The following is a 2,018-nucleotide window of genomic DNA, read 5'->3' as shown; positions in this document are numbered from 1 at the left end:
ACCGTAGGGACTACGGGGATAGCCTATTGAGTCACTGGTGGGTACATCGGTTTGGATAGGAAGCCCCCACTTCGATTAAGTGGTGGGTAGTTCACCCTCACTTCAACAATCCATCATGAACTTCGGGATTTTAATGGTTCAAGGGTTAGTCAATTCCTTTGGAGTGTTAGTAATGGCTGCGTTTGCGATAGGGGTTAAGATTGATCAGTTTGCTTATATGCCTTTACAAGATTTTGGGAATGCATTTTCGATTTATGTTTCTCAAAATAAAGGGGTTAAGCAATATAAAAGAATCCATCAAGGGTTTAAAAGTGCACTTTTGATCTCAAGTGTATTCTCAAGTCTCATTACTGGGTTAGTCTTTATATTCTCAAAGGACTTAATCCATATTTTTACAAACGACAATGAAGTCATAAGTATTGGGATTACTTATTTAAGAACAGAAGGACTATTCTATTTTCTTATTGGATATTTATTCATTTTTTATGGGTTATACCGTGGCTTAGGAAAATTGAGCACCTCGATTGTATTAACTGTTACTTCCTTAGGACTTAGGGTATTAATCGCCTATCTATTGGTCTTTATCTTAAAAGACTACAAGGCCATCTGGTTTAGCATTCCAATAGGATGGTTCCTGGCAGATTTGTTGGGATTTGTCATCTATGAGAAGAACAAGTTGTCGCTTCAAAATGAACTTAATGAAGGACTTGCTTATTAGTCATCATCATATAAAAACCCCTCTATCACGCTGATAGAGGGGTTTACTTTACTTGTTTTCTTTACTGGATTCTATACGAATGATTTCAAATTTATCCATCCAACCTTTACCTTGTCGTAGTTTAATATCAAAGAAACCAACCACGCCAATGATGATGGCTCCAATTAAGTCTAGGATTAAGTCTTTCATTGTATCGAATAAAGCTTGTTGACCGATGTAGTCCTCTTTGGTATAAATATTTGCATATCGTTGTGAGTTTCCTCCGGCTAATGAGTCAAATGAGAATTCAGCAATCTCCCATAAAGCACCGACAGCTAACGCAAAACAAATTGCGAATACGGCACTGAAAAAAGGGCTCATCAAGACATTGATTTTCTCATGTTGATTTAATAAATTCACAAGCGAGAATCCTACTAAGGCGATTAATCCACCACTAATGAAATGTAAGAGAGAATCCCACCAAGTGAATCGTGAATAGAATCTGCCAATCTCACCAAGTAAGATGTGTGATGCAGCAAACAATATGAAAAGTACCTCAATCGTACTTGGGATATCCACTTTCCAAGTTTTAGAGACAAAGTTTGGGATAAAAGTAATAATAAGAAGTAATAAAGATTGGAACGTAACGTAGATATCACGGCTCACATCTTGATCGCTTCTTCGTGTAAAGATGATTTCTAATATAGCTGCAAAAAAGATTAAGATGAGTAGTATTCTTAGAGATAGGTAAAATATCTCAGTTTTTGTACGCTTTTTTTTCATGGTGGCCTCCTGTTAATAAACAATACTATTATACAGTAACAAGACCTAATTTGACCAAATAACTTATAATAAACGATTATTTTTTCTGATAATATAGTCATAATTACAAACAACACTTAATCGATAGACTAAATTATTTTATTTTTGATACTAAAAAACAAATTATAAGTTATTATGTGAATGTATTATCGAAAGGTGTGTTTATATGGAGACGATCGGAAAGAGATCTATTGGAAACGTATGTTTAATTGTTTCTGTTGGACTTTTGATTTTGCCTGTATTTTGATATCCAGTCGTTATGGAACCAGAAGTTGCAGTAAACGATAGAGTGCCATTTGCATTTACAATACTAGGGATGATTTTATATTTTGTTTATGTGATTTTTCATTTCGCACGACCTAAAACCTTAGTTCAAACAGATGGGTCTTACATCTACTTGATTCAAAAAAAAACTGACGAGTGGTGAAGAGTGTTGGTGAAATCACCGATGCTTCTCCAAAATGTCAGTAATGCCTTTATCATTTAAAAACGTTTGATA

Annotated in this window: 3 protein-coding genes; 2 read left to right on the top strand and 1 reads right to left on the bottom strand. The window is 34.7% G+C overall.

From position 1 onward, the window contains the following. Positions 1 to 115: 115 nt before the first annotated feature. Positions 116 to 718 (top strand): MATE family efflux transporter, encoded by a 603-nt coding sequence (locus tag JN09_RS07560; protein ID WP_204434559.1) that lies wholly within the window; start codon positions 116 to 118, stop codon positions 716 to 718. Between the two features lie 48 nt (positions 719 to 766). Here JN09_RS07560 and JN09_RS07555 read toward each other — a convergent pair whose 3' ends face one another. Next, positions 767 to 1,480 carry a DUF2238 domain-containing protein gene (locus JN09_RS07555; RefSeq protein ID WP_204434557.1) on the bottom strand — a complete coding sequence of 238 codons (714 nt, stop codon included), beginning with the start codon at positions 1,478 to 1,480 and terminating at the stop codon, positions 767 to 769. A gap of 298 nt (positions 1,481 to 1,778) precedes the next feature. Between JN09_RS07555 and JN09_RS07550 the strand changes: the two genes are divergently transcribed. Then, positions 1,779 to 1,946 carry a hypothetical protein gene (locus JN09_RS07550; protein ID WP_204434555.1) on the top strand — a complete coding sequence of 56 codons (168 nt, stop codon included), beginning with the start codon at positions 1,779 to 1,781 and terminating at the stop codon, positions 1,944 to 1,946. The last annotated feature ends 72 nt before the right edge of the window (positions 1,947 to 2,018 follow it).

The organism is Paracholeplasma morum, assembly GCF_016907055.1.
Lineage (GTDB): Bacteria > Bacillota_I > Bacilli_A > Acholeplasmatales > UBA5453 > Paracholeplasma > Paracholeplasma morum.
Note: the sequence above shows the minus strand (reverse complement) of the source record. Positions and strands in the feature narration are given on the sequence as shown.